This window comes from Bradyrhizobium sp. WSM4874 (assembly GCF_055811835.1).
Genome location: NZ_JBVVPR010000006.1, coordinates 157163 through 179269, shown reverse-complemented (window position 1 = coordinate 179269; position 22107 = coordinate 157163). Strand labels below are relative to the sequence as shown.

Genomic DNA, 22107 nt, shown 5'->3' with positions numbered 1-22107 from the left:
ATTCGAAAAGCGCCGGCCGCCCGGCGGCGGCGCGAGGCCTCTCCCGTGGTTCTCCGGCCATGAACAGAGTTCCTGGACCGGGCAACGGCGTCGTCCGGCGCGCGGCGGCATGTGCCTTGCTTGGCCCGATGAGGCTAAGGAACATGGGCGCATCATGCTGGGCATTCCCCGCCGCTATTCTCATTTCGTGTTCGGAATCATCCAGTCCGGACTGACCTCGCTGGTCGCCGCGGGCATCGCCAGCCTTCCCGCAGGGAACGCGCTGGAGTTCCTCGCGCATTGGCTGGTGTCGTGGCTGATCGCATGGGCGGCGATGCTGCCGATCGTGCTGCTGGCGGCGCCTGCAATCCGCGCCTTCTCGCTGCGGCTGACGCAGGAGGAGGGCGGTTCGCAAACCGGCCGGCCGGCATGAAAACCGGCATGAAAAAACCCCGCTTGGAGAGCCAAGCGGGGAAAAGGTTATTGGAGGCTGAGGTGCTGGGCTGCAACACCATAGCCGGGGGACCATAGCCGGCTCAGCTTACGACAGCCTGACAAGGCGACGGCGGCAGCGAAGGCCCAGAGCTCGGGGCCGCACACTGGTCCTGCACCGGTCCCAATTTCGACATCCGTTCGCACAACTCAGGACACAACCGCAGGCGAGATTCCGCAGCGACGGTGCTGCCATGGGGGAAACGTGGCGTGCCGGCAACGGGGTGGCATCATGGACAACGTAGAGCGGTCATTCGCCGCCGCGACGGCGGCTGGCTTCGTAGTGCTGGTGATCGGCATCGGGTTGCTGGTTCTGCTGTAGGCGGTGTTGGGTGCCGGGACACGGCTCGGGGTCGAAAGGCCCATGCGCGCCTTTCAAAAACGCGAAAACAACCCCATGCACAGTAGCCCGCCTACAAATTCCATCGTCCAATCAACGATTTACTGGTAGTATTGGGATACCATACGAGCTCGGACCCGCCTCCACAGGCCATGCGAATCCCGATTCCCGTACCGATTCCTTGAGATCAGCGGGCGGACGCTTCGGCATCGTCACCGGCGCGTTGCCGCTGGCGAACCCGCCACCACCTGCCCGAGCCGGCAGGCGGCCTCGGTCAGCCCCTAAAGCCCTCGTCGTGGTTGCCTAATGAACCTTGATCGCGTCCAGCGGCAAATGGAGCTCGGCGGCACGCTCCTGGCGATCTTTCTTGCGGAACTCGTTTTCCTTGCGCTCGAACTTGATCATCTCTTCCCGCGCCGCCTCCAGCAGCGGATTGCGCCGGTTCGTATCGTGATGCGTGTTGTTCGTCATGACTAAGGTCCCCAGAGTTGCGGTCCCATCCAAGAGAAGACCGCAGGCCGCGAAAGGTTCGGTGCCGCAGGATTACGGAATTCTGACGGCGCGCGGATCATCCGTCTTTGATGCGCGTCAGGCAGCACCAAAATCCGCAAAAGAACATATTGCGAACCTAGAACAAATAGGGTACATTGATTTTATCGCCGCGCCGCCTCGCCAGCCGTTTGTCCCTCTAGCGAATCCTCGCCATAAGGAGCACGACCCAATGTCCACCACTGCCCTGCGTATCGTCGAAGGATCTTCCATGGACAAGAGTAAAGCTCTGGCCGCCGCGCTTTCCCAGATCGAGCGGCAGTTCGGCAAGGGCTCGGTGATGAAGCTCGGCAAGAACGACCGTTCGATGGATGTCGAGGCGGTCTCCTCGGGTTCGCTCGGGCTCGATATCGCGCTCGGGATCGGCGGCCTGCCGAAGGGGCGCGTCGTGGAGATCTACGGGCCGGAATCCTCGGGCAAAACCACGCTGGCGCTGCACACGGTGGCGGAAGGGCAGAAGAAGGGCGGCATCTGCGCCTTCATCGACGCCGAGCACGCGCTCGACCCGGTCTATGCGCGCAAGCTGGGCGTCAACATCGACGAACTCCTGATCTCGCAGCCGGACACCGGCGAGCAGGCGCTGGAAATCTGCGACACGCTGGTGCGCTCCGGCGCGGTCGACGTGCTGGTGATCGATTCGGTTGCGGCGCTGGTGCCGAAGGCCGAACTCGAGGGCGAGATGGGCGATGCGCTGCCGGGTCTGCAGGCTCGGCTGATGAGCCAGGCGCTGCGCAAGCTGACGGCCTCCATCAACAAGTCCAATACCATGGTGATCTTCATCAACCAGATCCGCATGAAGATCGGTGTGATGTACGGCTCGCCGGAAACCACCACCGGCGGCAACGCGCTGAAGTTCTATGCCTCCGTCCGCCTCGACATCCGCCGCATCGGCGCGATCAAGGAGCGCGACGAAGTGGTCGGCAACACCACCCGCGTCAAGGTCGTCAAGAACAAGCTGGCGCCGCCCTTCAAGCAGGTCGAGTTCGACATCATGTACGGCGAGGGCGTTTCCAAGATGGGCGAGATCCTCGATCTCGGCGTCAAGGCCGGCATCGTCGAAAAATCCGGCGCCTGGTTCTCCTATGACAGCCAGCGCCTTGGCCAGGGTCGCGAGAATTCGAAAGCGTTCCTGAAGGCCAACCCCGACATTACCGCCAAGATCGAAACCTCGATCCGCCAGAACTCCGGCCTGATCGCCGAGCAGATTCTCGCCGGCAGCCCCGAGCGTGATGCCGACGGCGAGGAGCCGGCGGACGAGTAAACTTCAACAGTAAAGTTTTTCGCGAGGAGCGGGCGCTGAGGACGTTGAGTTGCCGACGTCTTCGGCGCCTGTTTCGTTTTGTGTGGGGTGATGGGTTTCACTTCGCTCTACCCATCCTAAGAAGCTGAACTGACAAACGAGCGGCTGTGGCGATGGGATCGCGAGAGCCGCTCATTGGTCGCGCCCTATTCCTACTCCGCCGCTTCCGCGTAATCGCTCACCGGCGGGCACGAGCACACCAGATTGCGGTCGCCATAGACGTTGTCGACGCGGCCGACCGGGCTCCAGTATTTGTCGGTGCGCGAGGTGCCCGCGGGGAAGCAGCCTTCGGCGCGGGTGTAGGCGCGCTTCCAATCGTCGTCCGCGATGTCGTGCACGGTGTGCGGGGCGTGGCGCAAGGGCGACGCCTCGATCTTGAAGCGGCCGGCCTCGACCTCGGCGATTTCCTTCCGGATCGCGATCATGGCATCGCAGAAACGATCGAGCTCCGCCTTGGATTCCGATTCGGTCGGCTCGATCATCAGCGTGCCCGGCACCGGGAAGCTCATGGTCGGCGCATGGAAGCCGTAGTCGATCAGGCGCTTTGCGATGTCGTCGACGGTGACGCCTGAGGTCGTCTTCAGCGCGCGGGGATCGACGATGCACTCATGCGCGACGCGGCCTTTCTCGTTCTTGTAGAGCACCGGGAAGTGCGCATCGAGCCGTGCCGCGACGTAGTTGGCGTTGAGGATCGCGATCTCGGTGGCGCGCTTGAGGCCTTCGCCGCCCATCATCAGGATGTAGATGTAGGAGATGGTCAGGATCGAGGCTGAGCCGAACGGCGCTGCCGAGACTGGGCCGACCGGCACATCCCCGTTCGCCGCTGGATGCCCCGGCAGGAACGGGGCGAGATGCGCCTTGACGCCAATCGGGCCCATGCCCGGGCCGCCGCCGCCATGCGGGATGCAGAAGGTCTTGTGCAGGTTGAGATGGCTGACATCGGCGCCGTAATCGCCGGGCCTGCTAAGGCCGACCTGCGCATTGAGGTTGGCGCCGTCGAGATAGACCTGGCCGCCATGGCCATGCACGATGTCGCAGATCTCGCGGATATGCTCCTCGAACACGCCATGGGTCGAGGGATAGGTGATCATGACAGCGGCGAGGTCGTTCGAATGCTTCTCGGCCTTGGCGCGGAGATCGTTAACGTCGACGTCGCCGTTCTTCTCGCAGGCGACCACCACCACGTCCATGCCGACCATCGCGGCCGAGGCCGGATTGGTGCCGTGGGCGGAGGAGGGGATCAGGCAGATCTTGCGATGCGTCTCGCCACGCGCCGCGTGATAGCCGCGGATCGCGAGCAGCCCGGCATATTCGCCTTGCGCGCCCGAATTCGGCTGCAGCGAGATCGCGTCATAGCCGGTGATGTCGCACAGCCATTTTTCCAGCCGCGCGAACAGCGCGTAGTAACCCTTCGCCTGCTCGCGCGGGGCGAACGGGTGCAGGCTGCCGAATTCCGGCCAGGTCAGCGGCATCATCTCGGTGGTCGCGTTCAGCTTCATGGTGCACGAGCCGAGCGGAATCATCGCGCGGTCGAGCGCGAGGTCGCGATCGCTGAGCTTGCGCATATAGCGCAGCATCTCGGTCTCCGAGCGATGCGCATGGAAGACCGGGTGGGTGAGGAAGGAGGTCGCGCGCTTCAGCGCTTCCGGCAGCGCCTCGCGCGTGGTCGCGTCGATCTCGGCATACGCGAGCTGGCCGCCGAAGGCGCGCCATACCGCTTCCACCGTCGCAGGCGTGGTGGTCTCGTCGAGCGCGATGCGCAGAGCGCTCTCACCAATACCGAGATTGATCTTCTCGGCGGCCGCGCGCGCGACGATCTCGGCACGCTTCGCGCCGGCGTCCACGCTTAGTGTGTCGAAGAAGCTGTCGGACTGCAGCGCAAAGCCGAGCTTGCGCAGGCCTGCAGCCAGCACGGCCGTGCGGCGATGCACATTGCGCGCGATCTGCGTCAAGCCTTCGGGGCCGTGATAGACCGCATACATCGAGGCGATCACCGCGAGCAGCACCTGCGCGGTGCAGATGTTGGAGGTCGCCTTCTCGCGGCGGATGTGCTGCTCGCGGGTCTGCAGCGCGAGGCGATAGGCAGGCATCCCGCGCGAATCCACGGAGAGGCCGACGATGCGGCCGGGCAGCGAACGCTTCAGCGCATCGCGCACCGCCATGTAGGCCGCGTGCGGCCCGCCATAACCCATCGGCACGCCGAAGCGCTGGGCAGAGCCGATCGCGATGTCGGCGCCGAGCTCGCCGGGCGAGGCGAGCAGTGTCAGGGCGAGGAGATCGGCGGCGATGATCGCGAGCGCGCCCTTGGCCTTCAGGCTGGCGATCGCAGGCCTGAGGTCGCGCACAGCGCCTGAACTGCCCGGATATTGCAGCAGCGCGCCAAGCACGTCCGTCTTGTCGAGATCGGTGAGGGGATCGCCGACGACCAGGGTCCAGCCCAGGGGCTCCGCGCGGGTGCGCATCACCGCGAGCGTCTGCGGATGCACGTCCTTGTCGACGAAGAAGGCTTTTGCTTCAACTTTCGAGTGCCGCTCCGCGAGCGCCATCGCTTCCGCCGCCGCGGTGGCTTCGTCGAGCAGCGAGGCGTTGGCGACGTCGAGCCCGGTGAGATCGCAGATCATGGTCTGGAAGTTGAGCAGCGCCTCGAGCCGGCCCTGGCTGATCTCGGGCTGGTAGGGCGTGTAGGCTGTGTACCAGGCCGGGTTCTCCAAGATGTTGCGCTGGATCACCGCAGGCAAGATCGTGCCGGAATAGCCTTGGCCAATCAGGGAGGTGAAGACCTCGTTCTGGGCGGCGAGCTCGCCCATATGCGCGATCGCCTCGGTTTCGCTGAGCGGCTTGCCGAGATCGAGCGGGGCGGCCTGCCGGATCGAGGCCGGCAGCGTCTGCGCCATCAGCGCATCGACGCTGTTCGCGCCGACCGCCTCGAGCATCGCGGTGACGTCGCGTGCCGAGGGGCCGATGTGGCGGCGAACGAAGCTGGTGGTGTCGCCGTTGGATTTGCGGTGCGCGGTCATCATGGGTCCTCGCTTCAGGTCATCTGTCGTCGTCGTGCCCCGCAGGCGCGGGGGTAATCGCATGGCACGTCCGTGCCACAAACTCGTCATGCCCGGGCTTGTCCCGGGCATCCACGTTCTTGGTGCCGCGCGAAGGCCGTGGATGGCCGGGACAAGCCCGGCCATGACGTTGTGGAAACATCGCGTACACTCTCATGCGGTAGCCCTGCGCCTTCGCGGGGCATGACAGGTGAGTGTGTGGAGATGGCTCGCCTCCTCACGCCGTGTGGGCCTTGTACGCCGCCTCGTCCATGAGGCCGCCGAGCTCGCTCTTGTCGGCAATCTTGATCTTGAAGAACCAGGCCGCGCCTTGCGCAGCCGAGTTCACCAGCGCGGGCTCGGCGGCGAGCGCAGCGTTAGTCTCGAGCACTTCGCCCGTCACGGGCGCGTAGACGTCCGATGCGGCCTTGACCGATTCCACGACGGCGGCGGCTTCCGCCTTCTTCAGCGTGCGGCCGAGCTTGGGCAATTCGACGAACACGACGTCGCCGAGCTGCGACTGCGCGTAGTCGGTGATGCCGACGGTCGCGACATCGCCGTCGATCGCGAGCCATTCGTGGTCAGAGGAGTAGAGCGTCGTGGTCATTTTCTTAGTCCTCAGCGTTTGTAGGTGTTTTTCACGAAGGGCATGGCGGCGATTTGCACGGCCAGGCGTTGGCCGCGCACCTCGGCGAAGAGCTTTGTGTCGATCGCGCTCGATGCGGTGGGCACGTAGCCCATCGCGACCGGCGCATTCAGGCTCGGGCCGAAACCGCCCGAGGTGACCTTTCCGATCGGCTCGCCGGAGGTCGCGTCCGCAAACAGCAGCGCGCCCTCGCGCACCGGCGCGCGGCCCTCGGTGCGCAGGCCGACACGGCGGCGGGATGCGCCGTGATCGAAATGGGCCAGAATCTTTGCCGCGCCCGGGAAGCCGCCGGCGCGTGCGCCGCCGGTGCGGCGGCTCTTCTGCACCGACCATTCCAGTGCGGCCTCGACCGGCGTGGTCGCGGTATCGATGTCGTGGCCGTAAAGACAAAGCCCGCCTTCGAGCCGCAGGCTGTCACGGGCGCCGAGCCCGATCGGCATGACGTCGGGATTGTCCAGCAGGGCCCTGGCGAGCCATTCGGCATCGCCTGCAGGAACCGAAATCTCGAAGCCGTCTTCGCCGGTATAGCCGGAGCGCGAGACGAAGCAGTCGAGGCCGGCGACCTTGTGCGGGTCGGAATCCATGAACTTCATGGCGGGCGCCTCTGCACATAATTTCGCCAGCGCGGATTCCGCCTTCGGCCCTTGCAGCGCGATCAGCGCGCGGTCGGCCAGCGAATCGATGACGCAGGTGTCCGAGAGATTCGCACGCAGATGCGCCTCGTCCTCGGCCTTGCAGGCGGCGTTGACGACCAGGAAGAGGTGATCGCCGAAATTGGCGACCATCAGATCGTCCAGAATCCCACCCCCGGCATCGGTGAACTGGGCGTAGCGCTGCCGGCCCGGCGCAATCGCCAAAATATCCTGCGGCACCAGCCGTTCCAGCGCGCAGGCGGCGTCCTCGACCTTGCCCGACTTCGGCCTGAGTGCGAGCTGGCCCATGTGGGAGACGTCGAACAGGCCGGCCGCATTGCGGGTATGAAGGTGCTCCTTCAGGACTCCGGCCGGATATTGCACGGGCATGTCATAGCCCGCGAACGGCACCATCTTGCCGCCGAGCGAGACATGCAGGTCGTAAAGGGGGGTGCGTTTCAGGGATTCTTTGTCGTCACGCGCAAGCATCGGGGGGCCCTCGGCGGTTCCCCGGGAAGGATTTCCCGTGGACACCAGTCGAAGCCCCATCTGTCGCTGTGCCTGAGAGTATTATCCCGTCGGCGGACGCTGTCCGGGACTTAAGCCCGTCGGCGCCTCTTTCCAGATGCTGTCAAAGCCACGCGGTCCTTTTGCCTGAGAGTTTCCGGGGCGGTTGCTCCTTCGGCGCCGGCTACCAGTGCCGGTCTCTCCCGACGTGGCCGTACGATACAGATGGGTAAAGACCACAGGCCGGCCAAGCCTGTCAACGCGGCATCGGCGGCTTTCCAACGGATTACGCGACTGCGGCAACGCCTTGATCTGTCTGCACAGTTTCTGGACAGCGAAGCTGGCCTTGTCTAAAAGCGCTTTGACCCGCAGATATCAGCCCAAACTCGCGGTTTGGATGGCTTGAAGGCGGGTGCAAGCACACCCGATTGGATGAACATGAGCGGCGTCAACGAGATCAGGTCGACCTTTCTGAACTTCTTTGCCGAGAACGGCCACGAGATCGTGTCGTCCTCGCCATTGGTGCCGCGCAACGATCCGACGTTGATGTTCACCAATGCCGGCATGGTGCAGTTCAAGAACGTCTTCACCGGCGTCGAGAAGCGGCCCTATCAGCGCGCCACCACCTCGCAGAAATGCGTGCGCGCCGGCGGCAAGCACAACGACCTCGACAATGTCGGCTACACCGCGCGCCATCTCACCTTCTTCGAGATGCTCGGCAACTTCTCGTTCGGCGACTATTTCAAGGAGCGCGCGATCGAGCTGGCCTGGACGCTGATCACGAAGGAATTCGGTCTGAAGAAGGACAAGCTACTCGTCACGGTCTACCACACCGACGATGAGGCGGCCGGACTGTGGAAGAAGATCGCGGGCTTCTCCGAGGATCGCATCATCCGCATCCCGACCTCGGACAATTTCTGGGCGATGGGCGACACCGGCCCGTGCGGCCCGTGCTCGGAGATCTTCATCGATCGCGGCGATCACATCTGGGGCGGGCCGCCGGGCTCCCCGGAGGAGGATGGCGATCGCTTCCTCGAATTCTGGAATCTCGTCTTCATGCAGTACGAGCAGGTGACGAAGGAGGAGCGCGTGGCGCTGCCGCGTCCCTCGATCGACACTGGCATGGGGCTGGAGCGCATGGCCTGCATCATGCAGGGCGTCGACAGCGTGTTCGAGACCGACCTGTTCCGTCATTTGATCGATGCGACGGCGTCCGCGCTCGGCAGCGGACCGGATGAGAAGACCGTGGCCTCGTTCCGCGTCATCGCCGACCATCTGCGTTCGTCGGCCTTCCTCGTCGCCGACGGCGTGCTGCCCTCGAACGAGGGCCGCGGCTATGTGCTGCGCCGGATCATGCGCCGCGCGATGCGCCATGCGCAGTTGTTAGGTGCGAAAGAACCGCTGATGCATCGGCTGGTCTGGGCGCTGGTGCGCGAGATGGGCCAGGCCTATCCGGATTTGATGCGCGCGGAAAATTTGATCGAGGAAACGCTGCGCCTGGAAGAGACCCGCTTCCGCAAGACGCTGACACGCGGCCTCGCCATTCTCGACGAGAAGAGCGCGTCCTTAAAGAAGGGCGACATGTTCGACGGCGACGTCGCCTTCACGCTGTACGACACTTACGGCTTTCCGCTCGACCTGACGCAGGACGCGCTGAAGTCGCGCGGCATCAGCGTCGATCAGGCCTCGTTCACCGACGCGATGGAGCGTCAGAAGGCCAAGGCACGCGAGTCCTGGAAGGGGTCTGGCGAAGCTGCTTCCGAGGCGATCTGGTTCCCGCTGCGTGAGAAGCTCGGCGCGACCGAATTCCTGGGTTATGAGACCGAGAGCGCCGAAGGCGTGGTGACCGCGCTGGTCAAGGACGGCAAGGACGCCGCGAGCCTCAAGGCCGGCGACACCGGCGCGATCGTGCTGAACCAGACGCCGTTCTACGCGGAGTCCGGCGGGCAGGTCGGCGACACCGGCGTATTGACCGGCGAGGGCGGCATCAAATTCCGCGTCACCGACACGCAGAAAAAGCTCGGCGATTTCTTCGTTCACGTCGGCACGGTCGAGAGCGGCGAGCTGAAGCTCGGCACCGCGCTGCAGCTCGAAGTGGATCACGGCAGGCGCTTTTCGATCCGCGCGCATCACTCGGCCACGCATCTCATCCACGAGGCGCTGCGCCAGGTGCTCGGCGACCACATTGCCCAGCGCGGCTCGATGGTCGCGCCGGACCGTTTACGTTTCGACTTCGTGCATCCGAAGCCGATCACGGCAGAGGAGCTTGCGCGCGTCGAGGACATCGCCAACGACGTGGTGCTGGAGAATGACGAAGTCTCGACCCGCGTCATGGGCGTGGACGAGGCCCGTGAGGCCGGCGCACGCGCGCTGTTCGGCGAGAAATACGGCGATGAGGTTCGCGTCGTCTCGATGGGCCGCACCGCGCGCGAGCGCGGCGCCAACGCACTCGGCTGGTCGGTCGAACTGTGCGGCGGCACCCATGTCAGGCGCACCGGCGACATCGGGCTGATCACGCTGACGGGCGAGAGCGCGGTCGCCTCCGGCGTGCGCCGCATCGAAGCGCTGACCGGCAACTACGCGCGAAAACACGCCAACGACACCATGGCGCTGGCGAAGACCGCCGCGCACGAGCTGCGCACGTCGATCGACGACGTTCCGGCGCGCATTGCCGCGCTGATGGAAGAGCGCAAGAAGCTCGAGCGCGAACTCTCCGACGCCCGCAAGAAGCTGGCGATGGGCGGCGGTGCAGCTTCGAGCAACGGCGCGGCCTCCGGCGTGCGCGAGGTCGGCGACGTCAAGCTGATGGCGCGCGCGGTCGAGGGCATCGAGATGAAGGATCTCAAGAGCCTTGCCGACGACGGCAAGAAGCAGATCGGCTCCGGCGTCGTCGCCATCGTCGGCGTCACCGAGGATGGCAAGGCCGGCGTCGTGGTCGGCGTCACCGCTGACCTCACCTCGCGCTTCAATGCGGTCAATCTGGTGAAGGTCGCCTCCGAAGCGCTCGGCGGCAAGGGCGGCGGCGGGCGGCCCGACATGGCTCAGGCCGGCGGCCCCGATGGCGCGAATGCGGCCGCAGCGCTCACGGCGATCGAAAAAGCCATGACCGAACAAAAATCGGCCGGCGCGTAAGCAGGTGCGCCCCGTTCCGCGAGGACGTGGCTCAACCGATCCCAATCTGAGGGATCGCCTCTACGAATTGCTGGAGCACGATCCGCTGGCCTACTCGGTCGGGTCGCGCTTCATCCAGCTGATCATTGGCGTCATCGTGCTCGACGTCGCCGCGATGATCCTTGCCTCGGTGCCGGAGCTGGACGCGCAATTCGGTGCGCTGTTCGCAGGCATCTCCATCCTCGCCGTGATCGTGTTTGCGCTGGAATATGCCGCGCGGCTGTGGACGGTGGCGGGCCATACCCAGCGCCCGGCGTCCGCGCTGTCCGACCGGCTCAGTTATGTCTTCTCCGCACTCGGCATCATCGATCTCCTCGCGTTCCTGCCGGCTGCGGTCGTGCTCGCTACTGGCCGCCATGCGACGCTGGCGGCGCTCGGCGTGCTGCCGTTCTTCAAGCTGGTGCGCTATTCGCCGGCGATGCGTTCGCTGCTCGCCGCCGTCCATGCCGAGCGACGGGCGCTGATTGGCTGCATCGTCATCCTGATCGGCGCGGTTCTGACGTTTGCCTCGCTGCTCTACGCCATCGAGCGCGACGTGCAGCCCGACAAGCTCGGCACCATTCCGCAGGCGATGTGGTGGGCGATCGTGACGCTCGGCACCGTCGGCTACGGCGACGTCGTGCCGGTGACGGCGCTCGGCAAGTTCATTTCCGTCTTCACGATCATCAGCGGATTTGCCATGATCGCGCTGCCGGTCGCGATCATATCGACGGCCTTTGCGGAAGAGGTGAAGCGGCGCGACTTTGTCGTGACCTGGGGCATGCTGGCGCGGGTGCCGCTGTTCTCGCATCTCAGCGCATCCGAGATCGCCGACATCATGCGGCTGCTTCGGGCGCGCACGATCGAGCAGGGCGAGATCCTGGTGCGGCGGGGCGATGCGGCTTCGTCGATGTATTTCATCACCGCCGGCGAGGTCGAGATCGCGCTGCCGAACCAGCAGGTGCGGCTCGCGGATGGCACCTTCTTCGGGGAGATCGCGCTGCTGCACAAAACCAAACGCAGCGGGACGGTGACGGCAACGCGCAAGACCCGGCTGCTGGTGCTCGACGCCCAGGACTTTCACGCCCTGATCGAACGCATGCCGACGCTCGCCGCGCACGTCCACAAGACCGCGAAGGCGCGGCTGGAGGGCAGCGGTGACCTTGCGGTGGCGGAGCTGGCGCAGGCGGAGCGCGAAGGCACCGACCGCTGAGGGCTCAGCCCTTCTTCAGGAAGACGTAGTCGGCCGAATAGGGCGCGCTCTTGAAATCGCCGGCCTTGTCGCAAGAACCCTCGAGCTTGCCGCCATGGGTGTTGATGCGCTGAACCGTCGTAACGGGTGCGAGGACGCCGCTGCCGCGGTGGGCGGTCACTTCCAGCTTCAGCCAGGGAATATCGGCCGCGGTGGTACCCGGCGCATTGCCGGCGGCCTTGGCGGCGACGGCGCTGCCGTCGGCATGCTCCCAGTTCGGCCCGGCATAGTGCCGGCCGATCGTCTTGCCCTCGGACAGCAGCGTCGCGATCGGCTCGCGGAACGTCCAGGCGAGCTTGCCGTCGGTGCCGGCCTTGCACTCATAGACCTGCGCGCCCTCGGCGTGGACGCTGAGCACGATGCTCTCGCCGGGGGCCGCGATTGCGTCGGGGAGCGGGTCGGCGGCCACAGCCGGTCCAGCGAGCAGCAACAGGCAGGGGACGGCTAGCTTGATCGACATGGTCGCATCTCCGCGCAAAGGTCCAAAAAAGCGAACGGGCCGCGCTTGCGACGCGGCCCGTAATGATGTCCGACCCAGTCGGGCGAAATTGCGGACGGCTTACGCCGCCAGCGCCTTCCCGAGGTTCTCGGCGACCTTGTCGAGGAATCCAGTGGTCGAGAGCCAGCGCTGGTCGGCGCCGACCAACAGCGCGAGGTCCTTGGTCATGTAGCCTTCCTCGACAGTGTCGACGCAGACCTTCTCCAGGGTGTTGGCGAACTTGGCGAGCTCCGCATTGTTGTCGAGCTTGGCGCGGTGCGACAGGCCGCGTGTCCAGGCGAAGATCGACGCGATCGAGTTGGTCGAGGTCTCCTTGCCCTTCTGGTGCTCGCGGTAATGGCGGGTCACCGTGCCATGGGCGGCTTCGGCTTCCACCGTCTTGCCGTCGGGGGTGAGGAGGACCGAGGTCATCAGGCCGAGCGAGCCGTAGCCCTGCGCCACCGTGTCGGACTGCACGTCGCCGTCGTAGTTCTTGCAGGCCCAGACATAGCCGCCGGACCATTTCAGCGCCGAAGCGACCATGTCGTCGATCAAGCGGTGCTCGTAGGTCAGGCCCTTGGCGTCGAATTCCTTCTTGAACTCGCGCTCGTAGATATCCTGGAAGATGTCTTTGAAGCGGCCGTCATAGACCTTCATGATCGTGTTCTTGGTCGAGAGATAGACCGGGTAGTTGCGCAGCAGGCCGTAGTTCAACGAAGCGCGGGCGAAGTCGATGATGGAATCGTCGAGATTGTACATCTGCATCGCGACGCCGGCGCCCGGGGTCTTGAACACCTCCCGCTCGATCACGGTGCCGTCCTCGCCGACGAACTTCATCGTCAGCGTGCCCTTGCCGGGGAACTTGATGTCGGTGGCGCGGTACTGGTCGCCATAGGCGTGGCGGCCGATGATGATCGGCTTGGTCCAGCCGGGAACCAGGCGCGGCACGTTCTTGCAGATGATCGGTTCGCGGAAGATCACGCCGCCGAGGATGTTGCGGATGGTGCCGTTCGGCGACTTCCACATCTGCTTGAGATTGAACTCCTTCACCCGGGCCTCGTCCGGGGTGATGGTGGCGCACTTGACGCCGACGCCAACCTTCTTGATGGCCTCGGCGGCGTCGATCGTCACCTGATCGTTGGTCTCGTCACGGTATTCCATGCCCAGGTCGAAATAGAGCAGCTCGACATCCAGGAACGGGTTGATCAGCTTGTCCTTGATGTACTGCCAGATGATCCGGGTCATCTCGTCGCCATCGAGTTCGACGACGGGGTTGGACACCTTGATTTTTGCCATGATCGGGGAAGCCTCTTGGGAACGGCGCTTTGGCGCGCCACGGGAATATCCGCCGCCTCTTAGCACCGGGACGCGGCCGGCGAAAGCCAAGGGATTATGCACTTTTAGCTCATCCAGCCCCCGCAGATGGGGGTTCGACGAGCCCCGTCGCGGGGGCCGGGATAAGGTTTCAGGCGAGATTCAAAAGTCGAATCCAACCCGTTATTTCCCTTGAGAATTTCGTCAGGACAGGCAAACGACAGGCGGCCGGGCAGCCGGCCCAAGACGTGGTCGAGACCAGGTCAGGACCGGCCTTGAATCATTTCATCAAGAGCGCCTGTCCAAGGCCTTGAGAACCAGTGCGAAAGCGAAGCGAGATGTCGGGGACTGACAAGAGCAAGGCGGGCCTTTCCCTCGACGGTCCCATTGTGATCCTGGTCGAGCCGCAACTTGGCGAAAACATCGGCATGGCCGCGCGCGCCATGGGCAATTTTGCGCTTGGCGCCTTGCGCATCGTCAATCCTCGCGACGGCTGGCCGAACATCGCCGCCCAGCGCGCCGCGGCCGGGGCCGACTATATTCTGGATAAGGTCGAATTGTTCGACACGGTCGGTGAGGCCGTCGCCGACCTCGACCTGCTGTTCGCCACCACCGCGCGCCCCCACGACCAGGCCAAGCCGGTGGTGGGGCCGGAAGCCGCAGCTAGCGAGATTTCCGGGCACGTCGCGGCGGGCGGCAAGGCCGGTATCCTGTTCGGCCGGGAGCGCTGGGGCCTGACCAATGAGGAGGTCGGGCTTGCCAATCGCATCATTACCTTCCCGGTCAATCCGGGCTTTGCCTCGCTCAACCTTGCCCAGGCCGTGCTCTTGGTGGGCTACGAATGGTTCAAGCGCGCGACCTCCGGCGAGCTGCCGCACGCGATGCCGGAGCGCTCCGAGCGCGCCTCGCAGCACCAGATGCAGGCCTTCTTCGACAATCTCATCCGCGAACTCGACCGGGTCGAATTCCTGCGCCCGGCCGAGAAGCGCGACACCATGCTTGTGAACCTGCGCAACATCTTTACCCGCATGGAGCCGACCAAGCAGGACATGCACACCCTGCATGGGGTGGTGATGGCGATCGCTGAAGGGCGCAAGGGCCCGGCCAAGGGCGGCGTGCTCGACGGCGAGCAGGCCACGCGCCTGCGCGCGCTGCTGGCGGAGCACGGGCAGGGCGCCGAGGTGCCCGACAGCGGCTCCACCGTGCGCGGCCTCGCCCGCCTGCTCCGCCGCAACCCGACCGATGCCGAGCGTCTGCTCTGGCAGGCCCTGACGCGCGATCGCCGTTTCGCCGGCCAGTTCAAGCGCCAGACCCCGGTCGGCCGACACATCCCGGACTTCGTCTCGTTCCCGCACCGGATCGCGATCGAACTGGTCAACCCGGGCGAGGGCGAGACCATCGCTGCCGACCGCGCGGGCCGGCGGGCGTGGCTCGAGGCGCGGGATTATCGGGTAATCGAGATGCGGGCGGCGGATGTGGAGCGGGATCTGGAGGCGGAGCTGGCGCGGCTGCAGGGGATGATCGCGCAGGGCATGTAGATTTCGTCGGGAAGCGGAGCGAATTGTCGCTCTCGCTCACCTTGGCCGATCAGCGCCGGTTCAGCGCTGGAAGACGATCTTGCCGCCGACCAGGGTCAGGTCCACCTTGATGTCCTTGATCTGCTCCTCCGGCACGGCCGCATAGTCAGCGGAGAGCACCACGATGTCCGCCAGCTTTCCGGGCTCAATCGTCCCTTTGCGCGTTTCATCGAACGTGTAGCGCGAAGCCGCGCTGCTGTAGAGCCGTAGGGCCTGCTCGCGCGTAATGGCTTCTGCCGAGCCGTAGACGTTTCCGTTGGGGTCCTTCCTGGTCACCATGATGTACATGTTGAGGAAGGGGTTGATCGGGTTGACCGGAAAATCCGTCCCGGCGCCGAGGCTGTTGAGCCCCATTTTTTCGATCAACGTCCTGGTCGGCACGGCGCGGTCGGCGGTCGCTTTCCCGAGAAATCGTTCGACGGTCGCTCCCTTGTCCCACATGAAAACGTTCTGGAAATCGATGCGGACTCCCAGTCTTTGCGCACGCTCCATCTGTTCTGGCCGGATCAGGCTGGCGTGGATGAGGACGAAGCGACGGTCGCGGATCGATTTTTCTTTATCCGCGGCCTCGAAGGCATCGAGCACCTGGTCAACACCCAGGTCGCCGACGACGTGGACTCCGACACGCCAGTCATAACGGTTGCAGACGGAGATGAGTTGCTTCAGCCGCTCGGGTGTCTGCTGCGCGATGCCGTGATAATTGTCGTGTGAATCGGGATACACGTCACGCATGAGCGCTGTCTTCAGCGTCATGCCGCCGTCGTAAAAGATCTTGATGCCGGCGAATTTGAGCCAATCGTCACCGAAGCCTGATGAGGCTCCATTGCCTGACATGATCGCTTCCCATGCGCTCAGATCGGCTGGGGGCTCCGGTCGAAACATCACGCCGGTGCGCAAAGTGGCTTTCCCGGCTGCGACAAGCTTCTGCAGCGTGCGGACATCGCGTGGCTCTGTTGCGCCTTCGATCACACTGGTGATGCCGAAGCTGTTCAGCACACCTTCGGCAATGGTGAATTGCCGCATTTCGTCGTCTTCTGTCCAGGGTGGTACGGCCTTCTCGACCCGATCGATCGCCGTCTCCACGAGCACGCCGGTCAGTTCACCGGTTGCGTCGCGTTCAAACTTTCCACCACTCGGATCAGCGGTGGTCTTGTCGACACCGACCACTTGTAGAGCCATGGTGTTCGCCATCGAGAAATGCCCGACGGTGCGAAGATAGACCGGGTTGTTCGGAGCAACGCTATCGATCTCCTGCCTCGTCAGATAGCGCTTCTCGGCCAATTGTGAGGGCGGATGCCACGCGCCACCTACAATCCACTCACCCGGCTTTTTCTTCGTGGCGAATGATTTGATGGCCTCGAGCGCGTCCGCAACGGTCTTGGCGCGGCCCAGGATTACGACATAGTCGCCCAGACCAGCGGCCTTGAAGTGAGCGTGTGTATCGATCAATCCGGGGATGACGGTCTTGCCGGCCACATCGAGCACGCGGGTCCGGGCGCCTGCAAGCGCCTTGATCGAAGCACTGGTTCCGGTCGCGATGATCGTTCCATCTGCGACGGCGACTGCCTCCGTGACGGTCGATCGGTCGTCCAACGTCAGAACCTTGCCATTAACGAGGACCAGGTCAGGCGCATTAAGCTCCGGCTGCTGCGCCTCGGCATTTGCGACGCCAGCGATGAACATGCCCGTAGCAAGGATTGCAAATGCCTTTAACTTGCGGACCATTGCGTACCCCTTTGGATCTTTCTGCTTGGCGACAGCTGCAAGGGTATCTTTGATCAAATAGGGGTTCAATGCTTCTCGACGCTTGGCAGCGTCGCACGGTGGGCAGGTGGAGTGCTTCCTTGTTAGGCGGAAAGCTGGCCGGCCGCCCACGTCCGTCTACGAAGGACGCCCGAGCTGCACCTCGCGCTCCACCGCAATCCATGTCGTGCGCGCCACCGCCAGCAACTTCCCGGTTTCGTCATGCGCTGCAGCTTCGGCCATGCGCTTGCGGCCGTCGCGGCCGGTTGGCCAGGCCGTGATGATGCAGCGGTCTCCCGGGCGCGGGCGGGCTTCGATCCGCGCCGACATCCGTCCCAGCAGCAGCGGCGCCTTGTCGAAGCTGCCGCTTCCCTGATCGCAATTGCAGGCAAAGCCGGTGGGGCAGTCGAGCGCCGACCAGAGGAATTCGGTGGCGACCAAGCCGTCCTCGGCGGCGAGATTCTTGTCCGGCGTCCAGCTCGCCGCGAGAACGGCGCTGTGACTACGGAGCGAGCCGGCAAAGATGCGCAGGCCGTCGCCTTTCGTCCTTGCAGGACCGCAGACGAAACATGTCGGCAGGGGATGCTCGTGCGGCTTCACCGGCGTCGATAGCTCGGCGGCGCAGGCGTCCTCGAAGCTGGCTGTTTCCATGCGCGCAAGCTCGACGCTTGCCGCTCGCCCGGTCGCGACGATTTTGTCGCCGTCGCGAAGCTCCCATGTGCCGTCGTTCGTCGCGACCGCATCGAGCGGCGTGTCCAGCGGCGGCGGTGCGCGCAGCGTCACCTCCGCAGCCCCGGGAATGTGGCGGGCCAACCGGCCGCAGACATAGCCACCGTTCCCGGAGTTGGGAGGACCGCAAAAGCGTTTGTCGATGATGATCTGTGTCATCGGTTTTGTTCTCTCTGCCCGGTGTACTTTACCTGATCTTGAGGACAATTCGCCCCTGAACCGTTCGGTTGGCCACCGCACGCATGGCTTCGCCGGCCTCCTCCAAAGGGAGGACGCGATCGATGTGCGGGCGTATTTGTCCGTCGGCCAGTAATTGCATCAGCGTGGCGTTCATACGCGCGGCTTCGAGCGAGAATTTCTCCGCCCAGGCGCCGACGAAGACCCCGAGGATGGAATAGTTCTTCAGCAGCGGAAGGTTCATCGGAAGCGACGGGATATCGCCACTGGTGAAGCCGATCGGCATCAGCCGTCCGCCCCATTTCATCAGCCGAGCCATCTGCTCGAAAATCGCGCCGCCGATGTTGTCGAAGCCGATGTCGATGCCTTCTCCCGACGTGATCGACTTGATGCGGTCGCGCAGATCCTCGCTGCGATAGTTGACGATTTCGCTTGCCCCATAATTGCGAACCAGAGCAGCCTTGTCATCGGAGCCGATACCGGCGACGACGCGCAGGCCCAGATGGCGGCCGAGATCGACCACGGCAAGGCCAACTCCGCCAGCAGCACCGGTGACGAACAGCGTTTCGCCGCGCTGCGCCCGGGCCCGTTCGACCAGCGCATAATAGGCTGTGCCATAATTATGCAGGACCGTCGCCGCGGCTTCGAACGCGACGCCTTCAGGCAGAAGCACGCACTTTGAGTCCTTCGCTATCATCCGTTCGGCGTACCCGCCGGTCCAGGCGCTGCACGCCACGCGGTCGCCAGGCGCGAATCCCGTGACCTCGTCGCCGACCGCGACGACGACACCGGATGCTTCCGTGCCGGGCACAAAGGGCGTCGGCGGCCGCATCTGGTAGAGGCCCGAGACCACCAGCTGGTCCATGAAACTGACCGAGGCGGCGTGGACGTCGATCAGAATCTCGTCGCGCGCCGGCTTCGGCTCGTCGATTTCACTGAGGCGCAAATCGCCAGGTCCGGTGAATGAACTGCATAGAACTGCTCTCATCGTATCGCTCCAGCGGATTGTCCATGTTCGGCAGGTTCTCTCAACGGCGTCGCATATCCTGCGACGAGCTTGACGAAATCGGCCTGTCGCGCTGCACCAGTCTTCTCAAACAGGCGACGGACATGCGTCTTGATCGTCGTAACTGCGACGCCGAGCGCCGCCGCCACTTCGGGAACGCCGCCGAGTTCGACAATCGCGAGCAACACACGCAACTCCGTCGGCGCCAGTTTGAATGCGTTACGGAGAGCTTCGGAACGAGGCGATAGTGTCAGCGCCGCCTTGCGGACGAACAACGCGGCAACCGCGCTGTAGGCGACACCCGCATTTCGGCGCACGCCCGATGTTAGCGACAGGACATGGGCGACGTGGCGTTCTCCGTCCAATCCGATCATCGAGATCGCGAGTCCGTCGATGCCATGGGCCTCGTCGCCGCGTCCCGCTGCCGCGAAGACTTGCCGCAACGTCTGGCTGACCATGGTATCGCAGGCCATTAGCTGCCCACGGAGCTCAAGCAGGACGTTGCAGGCATCGAGCATAGCCTGCCCGGCGGTATTGGCATGAATGAGACGTCCGTCCGTGTCGACGAGAAAGAGGCTGGCGTCGAGCCCATCGAGGATATCGGCGAACACGGCGGCGTTTGCGGCCACGGGAACGGGCCCCCGCCCGATTGCAAATGCGCGGCTTGGCACTGCGCTCATCGGGGTGCACCAGCGGGGCGAGGGGGCTGCCGCTCGTCCGCCGGGCGGCGCGTGAAAAGCCGCGGCAGCAGCATCGGAACGCGGCGGCGATATTGCCGATAGGTCATGCCGAACTCGGCGATCAGATCCCGCTCCTCGAACCGCAGGGCGACCAGGATGTAGGCCGTGTTCGCAATCGCGAACAGCAGATGGCCAACGGTCATCTCGGGCGCGGCCCAGAACGCGAGCAGAAAGCCCAGCATGAGCGGATGTCGCACGATCTTGTAGAGCAGCGGCGTCCTGAACGATTGACCTGGTATCTCGCTCCCGCGGAACGCGACGAAAGCCTGGCGGAGGCCGAACAGATCGAAATGATCGATCATGTGGGTCGAGGCGAACGCGATCAGCCAACCAAGCCAATGCACGCCGATCAGTGCCCAGGCCGCAATGCCGCTGGTCTGCCAGATCGGTGCCGGAATCGGACGCCACTGCCAGAACAGCAAAAGGAGGATCAGGCTGGAGAGCAGCACGTAGGTGCTGCGCTGGCAGGCAACGGGAAGGAATTTGGCCCACCATCGCTTGAAGGCCGGGCGCGCCATGACGCTGTGCTGGATTGCAAACAGGCTCATCAGCAGCAGGTTGACGACGATGGCCTCGCCCCAATTCGCGGAGCCGCCGACGCCGATCGACATATCGATCGATTTGGGCACGACATAATTGCCGACGAAACCGAGCGCATAGAGAAATGAGATCGTGAAGATGACGTAGCTCACGATGGCATAGAGCAGGATCAGGAGGCGCCAGATCATGTTTTTTCCTATTGTGCCTGATGCAGCCGTGCCGCATGCAGGAGCCTGAGTTGCTCGCCGGCGAGCAGGCTGGATCTGCCCCGACTGCTATTGCTGAACCGTCCCCTGTGCGTCCCCCGGGGGCGCCGCGAGGGGAGGGAGGACTTTCATGACGGCATTCTCGCTGGGGACGTTCGGGTTCCCGGAGGTCCACGCCGACGGCCGCCCGATCAAGTTGGCCTTACGCAAGGGCCTCGCGCTGCTGGTCTATCTCGCGGAGGCCAAGGGCGTCGTGGCCCGCGAAATCGTGGCCACGCTGCTGTGGCCCGAGGCCGACCGCGACACCGGGCTTGCGCGATTGCGGCGCCTGCTTCACCGCATCGAGCTGACACTCGGTCAGAAGGTATTCGAGACCGACCGGACCAGCGTGCGATGGTCTCCGGCAGTCGCGCTGAAGGTCGATGCACACCTGTTCGAGAGCGCCTGCGATCGCGGCGATTTTGATGAGGCTTGCCAGATCTACGGGGGAGATTTCCTCGCAGGCTTCTCGCCGGAGGATTGTCCGGAATTCGACGACTGGGCGTTCTTCCGCCGCGAGGCGCTGCGGGGACGGCTGATGCATGCGCTGGAGCGTCTGGTGCAGGACAAGACTGGCGGCGGCGACTACTTTGCCGCGGCCGCGCATGCGACCCGTCTGGTCGAGCTCGATCCTTTGAGCGAAGTCTACGGCCGGCATCTGATCCGCAGTCTGCTGCTGGCGGGCGATCGCAGCGCGGCAGAGCGGCACCACGCGGCACTGACGCAGCGGCTGCGCGACGAGCTTGGTGTTACGCCCGAAGCCGAGACCGAGGCGCTGATGAGTCCTGCGGCGGCACACGCCGTTCCAGCGACGCGCTACGTCAAGGGCGCCGGCGTGCATCTGGCGTATCAGACCTATGGCAGCGGTCCGCTCGATATCCTGGTCATGCCCGGCTTCGTGTCGCATGTGGAACGCGCCTGGGAGTATCCCGCGAGCCGGACGTTTCTGGCCTCACTGATGAAGCTTGGGCGTCTGATCGTGTTCGATCGTCGCGGCATCGGGTTGTCCGACCGGGTTGGATCGGCGCCTGGTATCGATGTCACCGCGGAGGATATCGGCACCGTGCTGCGGGCCGTGGATGCGCGCCGCGTCGTGCTGTTCGGCGCATCCGAGTGCGGGCCGGCCTGCATCAAATTTGCGGTCGACGAGCCGCGTCTCGTGGCCGGACTGATCCTGTTCGGTGCATTGGCCAAGGGCTGCTGGTCGCAGGACTATCCGCACGCGTTGCGCGCCAGCCAGTACGACGCCTGGAGCAAGCACCTCATCGCGCAATGGGGAGGTCCGGTGGAGATTGAAACCTTCGCGCCCAGCCTTGCCGGCGACCCTCAGGCACGCGCCTGGTGGGCGGGGCTATTGCGCGCGGCCTCCAGTCCCGGCGGCATCTCGGCGGTGCTCGAGGCGTTTCGCGACGCCGACGTGCGGCACCTTTTGCCGCAAATTGCCATGCCGACATTGGTGCTGCATCGTCGAGACGACAAGGCCGTACGGATCGCGGCCGGCCGCGATGTGGCGAGCCGGATCAAAGGTGCGCAGTTCGTCGAGCTCGACGGCCATGATCATTGGTTCTTCGCAGGCGATCAGCAGCCGGTGCTGGGGGCGATCAAAAGGTTCATAGATCTGTTGCCGGGCGGGGTGAGAGCGGGCCGTAAGGTGCTGTAGCCCGGATGGAGCGGAG

Annotated in this window: 17 protein-coding genes and 1 riboswitch; of the genes, 6 read left to right on the top strand and 11 right to left on the bottom strand. The window is 64.5% G+C overall.

Going from position 1 to position 22107, the window contains the following annotated elements; genetic code table 11:
- Nucleotides 1-154 precede the first annotated feature (154 nt).
- Nucleotides 155-412 (top strand): DUF2798 domain-containing protein, encoded by a 258-nt coding sequence (locus AC0L3P_RS08915; protein ID WP_354058206.1) that lies wholly within the window; start codon nucleotides 155-157, stop codon nucleotides 410-412.
- A 702-nt stretch (nucleotides 413-1114) separates the two neighbouring features.
- On the opposite strand, the gene AC0L3P_RS08910 is transcribed toward AC0L3P_RS08915, so the two are convergent.
- Nucleotides 1115-1282, bottom strand: a complete 168-nt coding sequence (locus AC0L3P_RS08910; protein WP_354208471.1) for a hypothetical protein — start codon at nucleotides 1280-1282, stop codon at nucleotides 1115-1117.
- A gap of 250 nt (nucleotides 1283-1532) precedes the next feature.
- Here AC0L3P_RS08910 and recA point away from each other — a divergent pair, with 250 nt between their 5' ends.
- Nucleotides 1533-2621 (top strand): recombinase RecA, encoded by a 1089-nt coding sequence (gene recA, locus AC0L3P_RS08905; RefSeq protein ID WP_026233157.1) that lies wholly within the window; start codon nucleotides 1533-1535, stop codon nucleotides 2619-2621.
- A gap of 191 nt (nucleotides 2622-2812) precedes the next feature.
- On the opposite strand, the gene gcvP is transcribed toward recA, so the two are convergent.
- The 3 genes from gcvP to gcvT form a co-directional block, all read right to left on the bottom strand.
- Complete coding sequence (gene gcvP, locus AC0L3P_RS08900) at nucleotides 2813-5677, bottom strand: aminomethyl-transferring glycine dehydrogenase (RefSeq protein ID WP_473301673.1); 2865 nt, start codon at nucleotides 5675-5677, stop codon at nucleotides 2813-2815.
- A gap of 256 nt (nucleotides 5678-5933) precedes the next feature.
- A complete protein-coding gene (gene gcvH / locus AC0L3P_RS08895) occupies nucleotides 5934-6302 on the bottom strand; it encodes a glycine cleavage system protein GcvH (protein WP_473301633.1) in 369 nt (122 codons plus the stop codon).
- A gap of 11 nt (nucleotides 6303-6313) precedes the next feature.
- Nucleotides 6314-7462 carry a glycine cleavage system aminomethyltransferase GcvT gene (gene gcvT, locus AC0L3P_RS08890; RefSeq protein ID WP_473301632.1) on the bottom strand — a complete coding sequence of 383 codons (1149 nt, stop codon included), beginning with the start codon at nucleotides 7460-7462 and terminating at the stop codon, nucleotides 6314-6316.
- Nucleotides 7463-7606: 144 nt separating this feature from the next.
- Nucleotides 7607-7696: riboswitch (glycine riboswitch) on the bottom strand.
- A gap of 222 nt (nucleotides 7697-7918) precedes the next feature.
- Between gcvT and alaS the strand changes: the two genes are divergently transcribed.
- Complete coding sequence (alaS, locus tag AC0L3P_RS08885; RefSeq protein ID WP_473301631.1) at nucleotides 7919-10612, top strand: alanine--tRNA ligase; 2694 nt, start codon at nucleotides 7919-7921, stop codon at nucleotides 10610-10612.
- A gap of 4 nt (nucleotides 10613-10616) precedes the next feature.
- Complete coding sequence (locus tag AC0L3P_RS08880) at nucleotides 10617-11843, top strand: cyclic nucleotide-gated ion channel (protein WP_275170052.1); 1227 nt, start codon at nucleotides 10617-10619, stop codon at nucleotides 11841-11843.
- A 4-nt stretch (nucleotides 11844-11847) separates the two neighbouring features.
- On the opposite strand, the gene AC0L3P_RS08875 is transcribed toward AC0L3P_RS08880, so the two are convergent.
- Nucleotides 11848-12342 (bottom strand): DUF3455 domain-containing protein, encoded by a 495-nt coding sequence (locus AC0L3P_RS08875; protein ID WP_473301630.1) that lies wholly within the window; start codon nucleotides 12340-12342, stop codon nucleotides 11848-11850.
- Between the two features lie 99 nt (nucleotides 12343-12441).
- Nucleotides 12442-13656, bottom strand: coding sequence for an NADP-dependent isocitrate dehydrogenase (locus AC0L3P_RS08870; protein WP_473301629.1), 1215 nt, complete (start codon nucleotides 13654-13656; stop codon nucleotides 12442-12444).
- Between the two features lie 356 nt (nucleotides 13657-14012).
- Here AC0L3P_RS08870 and AC0L3P_RS08865 point away from each other — a divergent pair, with 356 nt between their 5' ends.
- Nucleotides 14013-15212, top strand: coding sequence for a TrmJ/YjtD family RNA methyltransferase (locus AC0L3P_RS08865; protein ID WP_473301628.1), 1200 nt, complete (start codon nucleotides 14013-14015; stop codon nucleotides 15210-15212).
- A 60-nt stretch (nucleotides 15213-15272) separates the two neighbouring features.
- Here AC0L3P_RS08865 and AC0L3P_RS08860 read toward each other — a convergent pair whose 3' ends face one another.
- The 5 genes from AC0L3P_RS08860 to mddA form a co-directional block, all read right to left on the bottom strand.
- A complete protein-coding gene (locus tag AC0L3P_RS08860) occupies nucleotides 15273-16976 on the bottom strand; it encodes an amidohydrolase (RefSeq protein WP_473301672.1) in 1704 nt (567 codons plus the stop codon).
- A 156-nt stretch (nucleotides 16977-17132) separates the two neighbouring features.
- Nucleotides 17133-17882, bottom strand: coding sequence for a PaaI family thioesterase (locus AC0L3P_RS08855; protein ID WP_473301627.1), 750 nt, complete (start codon nucleotides 17880-17882; stop codon nucleotides 17133-17135).
- Nucleotides 17883-17910: 28 nt separating this feature from the next.
- Nucleotides 17911-18888, bottom strand: coding sequence for an NADPH:quinone oxidoreductase family protein (locus tag AC0L3P_RS08850; RefSeq protein WP_473301626.1), 978 nt, complete (start codon nucleotides 18886-18888; stop codon nucleotides 17911-17913).
- Entirely contained in the window at nucleotides 18885-19517 is a 633-nt protein-coding gene (locus tag AC0L3P_RS08845; RefSeq protein WP_473301625.1) for a helix-turn-helix transcriptional regulator, read from the bottom strand. The genes AC0L3P_RS08850 and AC0L3P_RS08845 overlap by 4 nt, the downstream gene beginning before the upstream one ends.
- 65 nt (nucleotides 19518-19582) lie before the next feature.
- Entirely contained in the window at nucleotides 19583-20374 is a 792-nt protein-coding gene (mddA, locus tag AC0L3P_RS08840) for a methanethiol S-methyltransferase (RefSeq protein WP_473301624.1), read from the bottom strand.
- Nucleotides 20375-20522: 148 nt separating this feature from the next.
- Between mddA and AC0L3P_RS08835 the strand changes: the two genes are divergently transcribed.
- Nucleotides 20523-22091 carry a bifunctional AfsR/SARP family transcriptional regulator/alpha/beta hydrolase gene (locus AC0L3P_RS08835; protein ID WP_473301623.1) on the top strand — a complete coding sequence of 523 codons (1569 nt, stop codon included), beginning with the start codon at nucleotides 20523-20525 and terminating at the stop codon, nucleotides 22089-22091.
- Nucleotides 22092-22107: the final 16 nt, after the last annotated feature.

What these genes read in the sequence shown, in the direction of transcription:
- AC0L3P_RS08910 (WP_354208471.1), bottom strand. Translation starts at nt 1,282, where the DNA reads ATGACGAACAACACGCATCACGATACGAACCGGCGCAATCCGCTGCTG.
- AC0L3P_RS08875 (WP_473301630.1), bottom strand. Translation starts at nt 12,342, where the DNA reads ATGTCGATCAAGCTAGCCGTCCCCTGCCTGTTGCTGCTCGCTGGACCG.
- AC0L3P_RS08850 (WP_473301626.1), bottom strand. Translation starts at nt 18,888, where the DNA reads ATGAGAGCAGTTCTATGCAGTTCATTCACCGGACCTGGCGATTTGCGC.
- alaS (WP_473301631.1), top strand. Translation starts at nt 7,919, where the DNA reads ATGAGCGGCGTCAACGAGATCAGGTCGACCTTTCTGAACTTCTTTGCC.
- gcvT (WP_473301632.1), bottom strand. Translation starts at nt 7,462, where the DNA reads ATGCTTGCGCGTGACGACAAAGAATCCCTGAAACGCACCCCCCTTTAC.
- gcvP (WP_473301673.1), bottom strand. Translation starts at nt 5,677, where the DNA reads ATGACCGCGCACCGCAAATCCAACGGCGACACCACCAGCTTCGTTCGC.
- gcvH (WP_473301633.1), bottom strand. Translation starts at nt 6,302, where the DNA reads ATGACCACGACGCTCTACTCCTCTGACCACGAATGGCTCGCGATCGAC.
- AC0L3P_RS08915 (WP_354058206.1), top strand. Translation starts at nt 155, where the DNA reads ATGCTGGGCATTCCCCGCCGCTATTCTCATTTCGTGTTCGGAATCATC.
- mddA (WP_473301624.1), bottom strand. Translation starts at nt 20,374, where the DNA reads ATGATCTGGCGCCTCCTGATCCTGCTCTATGCCATCGTGAGCTACGTC.
- AC0L3P_RS08865 (WP_473301628.1), top strand. Translation starts at nt 14,013, where the DNA reads ATGTCGGGGACTGACAAGAGCAAGGCGGGCCTTTCCCTCGACGGTCCC.
- AC0L3P_RS08870 (WP_473301629.1), bottom strand. Translation starts at nt 13,656, where the DNA reads ATGGCAAAAATCAAGGTGTCCAACCCCGTCGTCGAACTCGATGGCGAC.
- recA (WP_026233157.1), top strand. Translation starts at nt 1,533, where the DNA reads ATGTCCACCACTGCCCTGCGTATCGTCGAAGGATCTTCCATGGACAAG.
- AC0L3P_RS08860 (WP_473301672.1), bottom strand. Translation starts at nt 16,976, where the DNA reads ATGGTCCGCAAGTTAAAGGCATTTGCAATCCTTGCTACGGGCATGTTC.
- AC0L3P_RS08855 (WP_473301627.1), bottom strand. Translation starts at nt 17,882, where the DNA reads ATGACACAGATCATCATCGACAAACGCTTTTGCGGTCCTCCCAACTCC.
- AC0L3P_RS08835 (WP_473301623.1), top strand. Translation starts at nt 20,523, where the DNA reads ATGACGGCATTCTCGCTGGGGACGTTCGGGTTCCCGGAGGTCCACGCC.